The organism is Gilliamella sp. wkB195, assembly GCF_001690445.1.
Taxonomy (GTDB): Bacteria; Pseudomonadota; Gammaproteobacteria; order Enterobacterales; family Orbaceae; genus Gilliamella; species Gilliamella apicola_E.
The window spans coordinates 1-9,027 of sequence record NZ_LZGP01000024.1; the positions used below are offsets into that span (position 1 = coordinate 1).

Genomic DNA, 9,027 nt, shown 5'->3' on the forward strand with positions numbered 1-9,027 from the left:
AATCATAAATATACTTGACAGGATTGTCGCAGATGTTCTATAATTTTCAACAGGCAACAGGCAACAGGCAACTTGGCCAACCTATAATTTAAATTCGTCTAAGTTCAGCTCCCATCTTAAATTTTCCACTGACGTTTATTTTTCTACTGAATCAAGTGAAATTCAGCGAATTTTCGCGCGATCCTTTTTTCGATCCTTTTCTCAATTATCCCGGCAGATTGTTTTTTTTGTGGCTCTTTTTATTCCTTTTTCGGGGCACGCATTAACTTCACAGACAACTAGGAATGCGATACAGGGTAGTGCGCCGTATTTGACTTTCGACGGTGGTCGTACTCGTATTGTTAATACTAACGATCTGCTTGGTATTACACTATCTGATGGTAAACATTATACGCCTTCTACCAATTCTTCATCTATAACCCCAATCGTCTTACCGGTTGCAGGTCAGAGTTTTGCTGATATTCGTATGTTGGTCCCTACTAATACTAATTCAGTCGCTTTAAGTTCTCTTATCGGTCCGCCTTATAACTATTGGGGGGATGAAGATGGTGATTCTGGCATTACTGCTACAGGTTCTTTAAGTTTATCTATCGTCGATAAATATGGTCAATCTGTATCACGTAGTACAGTGCCAACAATTTGTAAGGCACCTTATAAGTTTACCTTATCAAGTACTAACGGCACATTATCTACACGTTATGGCGTTCCCAATCGTAGTGATTTCAGTGCAAGTAGTGTAACTTATTACATCAACCCTAACGTTACACCGATGGTTTGTTTTGCCAGACCTAATTCAGGTGGTTATGCTGGCCCAGCTTTGATATGGGACCCTACTAAGGGTTTTCTCACTCAGTCAAATGAGCCATCCTCTTACGGTCAAAACTTTCCTACTACTGGTGCTAATGGATTGTATTTTGATTTACTTATTAGTGGCAGTAGTCAGGCGTTGTCTTGGCCTCCAATATCTCAGGGTGGTATCACAGTTAAAATGACTAATTCTACAGCTACAAGCGTTCGTGTTACTTTAACTGGTCCTTCCGCTACTAGATTCCAGATTAATTCAGACAATCCTAGTCGTATTTCCAAACCTTCTTTGCCTCAGACCTTCGAGTTGGTCGGTCGTGATGGTCAAGGTAATCCAGTTGTTAAATATGGTTTTACTTTGAAGCAGTGGTTCGTCCACCGTGTTTCTTGGAATGGCAATTATTCTCCTGCCTTATCTTGGTGTAATGGTATCGGTTATCGAATGCCTCGCGTAAAGGATTTAACCAATGCAGTTCGTAAAGATTTAGTTGTACCTAGTGCCACTCCTTCCTCATTTGGTAATAGTTTTATGCGTCATATAGGTTCGGGTTTTTTCACTGAGTGGGGTTATAATACCGTTGGCACCGCCTTCGAACTTTTTTTCTGGACTAGTGACTCCATTGGTCGTGACCAGGTTATCGTGGGTACGCAGCGTGGTAATGTGGTGAGGCAGAGCCTCTTAGGCAGCGACGGACTTTGTGCCTATCCTTAGTTTTTATTTCTTCGTCCTTAATCCTTAGGGCGGGGGGCATAAAAAATAGTGTTGAGTCATTAAAAGTAAGCTAAGAGTCAACGTCGTTTAGCCATAAAAAGCGAGTTTGTGGCTTAGCGACGTTTGAATTACCCGCCTCGGCGGGTTTATTTTTGCATTTTTTTATCTCAAAAAAAGTTGAGGAGCGGTTTTTTTGGGGTTCTAAATCCTACTTTTTAATATTGTTTTATATGAATAATCCAGCTTTAAGCTGTGGCGTTTAGTTGTGTTTTTATATCAAAAAGTTGAGGATTTTTTGGGATGAATTTGGTTTTATAAAACTCCCCTCAATTTTAAATGCTGAAATTTTTAAGATGTTTTTAAGTGGCGATATACCACCGATATTGAACAATATCGGTGGCTGGTTTTGTTACATTTTTTCAACCGTTTTAATTCCAAGCATATCTAAACCGGTTTTAAGGGTTTTTGCTGTTAAAGATGCCAGTTTTAGACGGCTATGTTTCAAGTCTTCATTTTCGGCTGCCAAAATTGGGCAGTGCTCATAGAAGCTAGAAAATAGGGTGGCGATATCATACAAATAGGCGCACAGCACATGCGGTGTGCCTTCTGCAGCAACGGTTGAAACGGTTTCATCAAATTGAATTAATCGAATTGCTAATGTTCGCTCTTTGTCCGTGCCTAAATTGATATTACCAGTTAAGCTATCTTCGTTGATATTTGATTTTCTAAACACCGACAGTACGCGTGTATAGGCATATTGTAGATAAGGTGCAGTATTGCCTTCAAATGACAACATGTTATCCCAATCAAAAACATAATCGGTGGTACGATTTTTGGATAGGTCGGCATATTTCACTGCGCCAATCGCTACTGCATCAATCACTTTGGCAAGTTCTGTTGGAGAAAGATCGGGATTTTTACTTTTAATTAGTGCTTCTGCACGCTCTGTTGCTTCGTCAAGCAGGTCGTTTAATTTTACGGTATCACCTGAGCGAGTTTTAAACGGCTTGCCGTCTTTACCTAACATCATTCCAAACATGTGGTGTTCAAGTTTTAAGGATTCTGGTACATATTTCGCTTTATGTACGATATCCCAAACTTGTTCTAGATGTTGGTGTTGACGTGAATCGGTATAATATAAAATACGTTCAGCATGAAGTGTTTCGTAACGATATTTTACACAGGCAATGTCGGTTGTTGCATAAAGATAGCCACCATCACGTTTTTGGATAATAACACCCATTGGTTCGCCTTCTTTATTTTTATATTCATCTAGAAATACGACGATGGCACCGTCACTTTCAACCGCTAATTTTTTCTGTTTTAGATCGGCAACAATGCCTGGTAGCATACTGTTATAGATGCTTTCGCCCATTGTATCTTCAACCGATAAGGTGACATTAAGGCGTTTATATGTGGCAATGTTTTGTGTCATGGTGATATCCACCAGTTTTCGCCACATTTCACGGCAATATTGGTCACCACCTTGAAGTTTTACGACATAATTACGGGCTTTTTCGGCAAAGGCTTCGTCTTCGTCGTAATGTTTTTTAGCTGCGCGATAGAACGATTCTAAATCTGAAAGTTCCATGTCGTTGGCATGTTCGTTTTCCATTTTTTCAAGATAGGCGATTAACATCCCAAATTGGGTTCCCCAATCACCAACATGGTTGGCACGGATAACATTATGACCAAGAAAGCTTAATACTCGGACACTAGCATCACCAATAATGGTTGAGCGTAAATGGCCGACGTGCATCTCTTTTGCTACGTTTGGTGCAGAGTAATCAACCACAATAGTTTGTGGTTTGGCTGGTAAAGTAATATTCAGTTTATCACTATTTAGCGCGACTTCGTTTTGTTCAGCAATCCAACTATCTTTTAAAAAGATATTAATAAAACCAGGACCGGCGATCTCGATTTTATCGGCAATATCATCAATATCAAGATGTTGTAAAACTTTTTCAGCTAATGCTCGTGGTGGCATTCCCAATTTTTTAGCGGTAGACATGATACCATTTGCTTGGTAGTCACCAAATTGGGCTTTAGCTGATTGCTTGATTAAAGCGTCGCAGTTTTTATCAGCACCCGCCATAATCATTGCTTGAGAAACACGTTGTGTTAATAGTTGTTGAATATTCACACTGAACCTAATCGTTTAAAATAAAATGCCCAATATAATACTGATAAATTGATAAATTGTCACTGTGGGATTAGTTAAGGACAAGTAAATAGCTGATTCTTTTATAAACGAAAATTTTTTTATTTAGATGTAATCTATCAACTCAATTATAAAATAGATAAAAAAATAAAGAGAAAACAGGTGCCGAAATTTATTTAACTACCTGATTATCAATATCCTTTTGCTCTTTTCAACTTCGGTGTTTGCTCAAGGTCATCTGCAAGAAATAAGATTCACAATTGACAAAATACTATGATAATCATGGTGAAAATATCCTTTTGAATGAATATGCAAAACTCACTCACTCCTTAAATAAGCAAGAAATCGATTTTCTGATTACAAATGGGGCTAAGCGGAAATTTTATAAAGCTATCAGTTTGATCAAGCGCAGTTACTCTCTTCCAAAATCATAGATAAGTTTGCAGGCAACCGTTGAAGGTAACTATTTACAATTATACCTTCACCCTCTAAACTAATGTCGTTCTCAACGGGGTGCCCTAGTGGGCTGAGAGTGTCAGATTGATTGACATAACTCGTCGAACCTGAACTGGATAATGCCAGCGGAGGGATTTGAGTTATTATATCTGCTCAAACCTTTTGTCTTTTACCTATTTCTTTGGAGGCAAAATGTTTTGTAAAAACTTTTTACTACCTGTTATTTTTCTATTTTCACTTTTTAGCCCATTAGCCAATGCAGAACTGCCCACTTTGACGGTTTATAGCTATAATTCATTTATGTCACAATGGGGACCCGGTGAGGCAATCAAAAAAGGGTTTGAAGCCCAATGCAATTGCCAACTTGAGGTTGTGACATTAGGTGATGGTGTGTCGGTTTTAAATCGTATTCGCCTTGAAGGCGATAAAACGAATGCGGATGTTATTTTAGGGTTAGATAACAACCTATTAGAGCAAGCCAAACAAGCGAATATTCTTATTCCTCATCAAATCGCTAAACCCGACAATCTCAACACCAATTGGTGGGATGATAGTTTTATGCCTTATGATTTTGGTTATTTTGCTTTTATCTACAATAATAACAAAGTCAAAAATCCACCTCATTCTTTACATGAACTGGTTGAAAATAAAGCCGGTTTGAAAATCATCTACCAAGATCCAAGAACCAGTACACCAGGACTCGGTTTACTATTTTGGGTAAAAAAAGTTTATGGTGATAAAGCAGCAGAAGCGTGGCAACAAATCGCTAAAAACACGGTGACAGTCACCAAAGGTTGGAGCGAAGCTTATGGTATGTTTTTAAAAGGCGAAGCGGATTTTGTACTTAGTTACAGTACATCGCCAGTGGCACATATCATTAATGAAAACGAGCATCACTACGAAGCAGCTATTTTTGATGAAGGACACTATCGTCAAGTTGAAGTCGCCGGAATTATTAAATACAGTCAAGAAATTGACCTAGCGCGCCAATTTTTACGTTATTTGCTGACACCTGAAGTCCAACACCAATTTGCTGAGAAAAATGTGATGTATCCGATTATCAAAACGGATCTACCTAATGCCTTTGCGCAAATTAATTCGGTCAATAAATCGTTAGAATTTGAGCCAGCAGAGATTGAAAAACATCAAAAAGCTTGGATTCGAGAATGGCAATCGGCAATTAGTCAATAGATCCCGTATCGTCAATGTTAAAATTTAAATCGTTATTACCCGGAATAAGTGCTGCGAGCTTAATACTCATCATTTTAAGCTCGGCACTTATTGCTATTTGGCGATTTGCCTTGGAGTCAGGAAATTTGACGATTTATCTTGATAGTTATGTACTTCATATTGTTTGGATCACTTTTTATCAAGCTTTGTTATCGACAATACTTTCGCTGGCATCAGCAATATTAATGGCTAAGGCGCTCTCCTTTATTGATTTTAAAGGTAAAAAGTTACTGATAAAAATAATGCCAATTACCTTTATTTTACCCGCTTTAGTGGTTGTGACAGGGTTGTTGTCGGTATATGGGCAACAAGGTTTACTGGCTTACATTTGCCAAGTACTGCATATCCCATTTTCATTTCCTATTTATGGCTTGCAAGGTATTTTGTTGGCTCATGTTTTTTTGAATTTTCCTTATGCTTGTGTGCTCTTTTACAAAACATTAAACAGTGTTGCTATAGAACAAAGACAGTTAGCGGCACAACTTAATTTTTCAACATTTACCTATTTTAAATTACTTGAATGGCCGTTACTTCGTAGACAAATATTGCCTATGGCAGCACTTATTTTTATGCTCTGTTTTTCGAGTTTTGCCATAGTGCTTGCATTGGGTGGTGGTCCAAAATACACCACGTTGGAAGTGGCTATTTATCAAGCGGTGCGAGACTTTGATCTATTACAAGCCGCATTGCTATCTTGCGTGCAGTTGGTTTGCTGTATTGTTTTTATCAGCTTGATGCAGAAAATAAATAGAAATGATAGAAAGCTGAGTGTTAAATTTAGTCACTCCAACTATCAATTACCGATAACCAATTGGCTAAAAATGATTAGCATGATCATTATCGTAATAGGGGGATTATTTATCCTGTCTCCGATGATTACCATACTTTTTCAAGGTTTCTATTTTTTCCAAATCTCATTACTCACATCGATGTTGCAACAAGCCTTACTCTATTCAATCCTTATTGCTATAGGTTCCGCTATGATAGCGATGTTACTTGGGTTACTTTTGCTATGGACCAATTGCCGACTATTGATTAACCAACAACGTCAATTAAGTAATCGGCTTATGCTGGTTGCCTCACTGATATTAGCCATACCAAACATGGTATTAGCATCGGGATTGTTTTTATTGTTATTTGGTTATAGTCATCACACTGTTTTTATCTGCTTATTAATTATGGTTTGTAATGGGTTAATGGCGCTACCTTTCATCCTTAAAAATTTAGCTACGCCGATGTATGATATTACTGCACGCTATTGGCAATTAACCCAAACCCTTAATATCAATGGATTAACGCATTTTTATTTGGTCGATTTTAAGGGGTTAAAAAGCCTTATGTTGATGAGTTTTGCCCTTGCTGCCATATTGTCATTGGGCGATTTTGGGGTAATAGCTCTGTTTGGCGGGCAGTCGGTGACCACGTTACCTTATTATTTATATCAACAGATATCGCATTATCATTATCAAGAAAGTATCGTGACAGCGGCGATATTATTACTTTTATCTTTTAGTTTATTGGTTGTGATGGATTATGATCGAACTTCAAAAAATTGAATATCAATATGACAACTTCAACATGCACTTTACGCTAAATATTGCTGCTAAAGAGCGGGTTGTTATTGTCGGACCAAGTGGCGCGGGCAAAAGTACATTACTTAGCTTGATTGCGGGGTTCATCTTTCCTAAATCAGGACAAATCATTTTAAATAACCAAAATGTCACAACAACGTTACCCGGTAAACGCCCTGTATCGATGCTATTTCAACAAAATAACTTATTTAGCCATCTAACGGTTGAACAAAATATTGCTTTAGGCATTAAGCCGACATTAAAACTGAGTCGAGCTGAACAAACGACTATTAATGATATACTGGTTCGTGTAGGGCTGGAAGGCTTTAACCATCGCTATCCCGAACAGCTATCGGGTGGCCAACGGCAACGCGTGGCTTTGGCTCGCTGTCTTATACAACATCGTCCTATATTATTATTAGATGAGCCATTTTCTGCTCTTGACCAAGCTCTTCGCTTTGAAATGTTGGCATTGGTGAATCAGGTTTGTAGTGAATTTAATCTGACCTTAATGATGGTATCGCATTATCTGGATGAGTCACTTAGCCATTTTTCCCGCTGTGTGGTTATTGAAAATGGAAACGTCATATTTAATGCAGAACCAAAACAGCTAGCTGAAAATCAAGAGATAGCTAAATTGTTAGGGATAAGTTATTATTCATAATTAGAATTCTCCGTAAAAAAAAGTTGAGGAGCCGGGTTTTTGAGGTTTTAAATTTCACTTAAAACTTTTAAATGATCATAACCACTATTTTAAATACTAAAATAATTTTTTTAGGATGAATAACAGTGATTCTAAAGATTTGTAATGATGATAATCTTTAATTAAAACAGCGTTTAATCAATTATCATCTAGATCCTTTTTAGATCCTATTTACAAAAGTTAACGTAAATGAGTGAAAAAAAGTGTTGCATCGTGTTTTTCCAATCACTATACTTTTTACACGGTTTTAGCTACTAGGCTAAAATTTAGCAGAAAAATATAAAATTGTAAATTAATCAAAAAATTACTTGACAGGATTGTCGCATATGTTCTATAATTTTCAACAGGCAACAGGCAACAGGCAACTTGGCCAACCTATGTTTTAAATTCGTCTAAGTCCAGCACCCAGTTTAAATTTTTCACTGAAGCTTATTTTTCTACTCAATCAAGTGAAATTCTGCGAATTTTCGCGCGGTCGCTTCCGCGATCCTCTTCTCGATCCTTTTTCCGATCGTTTTCCGGATCCTCTTTCAGATCCTGTTTTCGATCCTTTTCCGAATTATCCCGTCAGATTGTTTTTTTCGTGGCTATTTTCCTTTCTTTTTCCAGCCATGCATTGACATCACAGACAACTAGGAATGCGATACAGGGTAGTGTACCTTATCTGACTTTCGACGGTGGTCGTACTCGTGCAGTTGATGCTAACGGTCTGCTTGGGATTACACTATCTAACGGAACTAATTACACGCCTTCTACCAATTTATCATCTACAACCCCAATCGTCTTGCCGGTTGAGGGGCAGAGTTTTGCTGATATTCGTATGTTCGTTCCTACTGATACTAATTCAGTCGATTTAAGTACTCTTATCGGTCCTCCTAATAATTATTGGGGGGATGATGATGGTGATTCAGACGTTACTGCTACAGGTTCTTTAAGTTTATCTATCGTCGATAAAAACGGTCAAACGGTATCACGTAATTCCGTGTTAACAATTTGTAACGCACCTTATAGGATTAAGTTATCCAGTACTAACGGTACATTATCAACTCGTTATGGCGTTCCTAATCGTAGTGATTTCAGTGCCCGTAGTGAGACTTATTACGTCAATCCAAAGGCTTCGCCTGTGGTTTGTTTCGTCAGACCTAATTTAATGTATGGTAAGCTTGGTGATGATCCTTATGACCCATCTTGGGATTTTGCTGGCCCAGCTTCGATGTGGGACCCTGATAGGGGGTTTCTCACTCAAAAAACAGACCCTCTCTATTACGGTCAAAACTTTCCTACTACAGGTCTTAATGGATTGTACTTTGATTTAGATATTAGTGGTAGTAGTCAGCCATTGTCTTGGTCTCCTGTTTCTCTGGGTGGTATCACAGTCACAATGTCTAAT

At 38.1% G+C, this 9,027-nt stretch carries 6 protein-coding genes and 1 riboswitch; of the genes, 5 read left to right on the forward strand and 1 reads right to left on the reverse strand.

From position 1 onward, the window contains the following. Positions 1-229 precede the first annotated feature (229 nt). Entirely contained in the window at positions 230-1,516 is a 1,287-nt protein-coding gene (locus A9G08_RS06155; RefSeq protein ID WP_141673939.1) for a hypothetical protein, read from the forward strand. Positions 1,517-1,925: 409 nt separating this feature from the next. On the opposite strand, the gene argS is transcribed toward A9G08_RS06155, so the two are convergent. Continuing rightward, entirely contained in the window at positions 1,926-3,659 is a 1,734-nt protein-coding gene (gene argS / locus A9G08_RS06160) for an arginine--tRNA ligase (protein ID WP_065562857.1), read from the reverse strand. 517 nt (positions 3,660-4,176) lie between these two features. Then, positions 4,177-4,285: riboswitch (TPP riboswitch) on the forward strand. A gap of 40 nt (positions 4,286-4,325) precedes the next feature. On the opposite strand from argS, the gene thiB reads away from it, so the two are divergent. The 4 genes from thiB to A9G08_RS06180 form a co-directional block, all read left to right on the forward strand. Beyond that, the gene (gene thiB / locus A9G08_RS06165) at positions 4,326-5,324 is read left to right on the forward strand and encodes a thiamine ABC transporter substrate binding subunit (protein WP_065562858.1); all 999 of its coding nucleotides are present in this window, start codon (positions 4,326-4,328) and stop codon (positions 5,322-5,324) included. Positions 5,325-5,338: 14 nt separating this feature from the next. Next, positions 5,339-6,919, forward strand: coding sequence for a thiamine/thiamine pyrophosphate ABC transporter permease (gene thiP / locus A9G08_RS06170; protein WP_065562859.1), 1,581 nt, complete (start codon positions 5,339-5,341; stop codon positions 6,917-6,919). Continuing rightward, complete coding sequence (gene thiQ / locus A9G08_RS06175) at positions 6,897-7,598, forward strand: thiamine ABC transporter ATP-binding protein ThiQ (RefSeq protein ID WP_065562860.1); 702 nt, start codon at positions 6,897-6,899, stop codon at positions 7,596-7,598. Before thiP ends, thiQ begins: the two co-directional genes overlap by 23 nt. Positions 7,599-8,220: 622 nt before the next feature. After that, positions 8,221-9,027: hypothetical protein (locus tag A9G08_RS06180; RefSeq protein WP_141673940.1), on the forward strand; the 807-nt coding region annotated here is incomplete at its 3' end.

What these genes read in the sequence shown, in the direction of transcription:
- thiB (WP_065562858.1), top strand. Translation starts at nt 4,326, where the DNA reads ATGTTTTGTAAAAACTTTTTACTACCTGTTATTTTTCTATTTTCACTT.
- thiP (WP_065562859.1), top strand. Translation starts at nt 5,339, where the DNA reads ATGTTAAAATTTAAATCGTTATTACCCGGAATAAGTGCTGCGAGCTTA.
- thiQ (WP_065562860.1), top strand. Translation starts at nt 6,897, where the DNA reads ATGATCGAACTTCAAAAAATTGAATATCAATATGACAACTTCAACATG.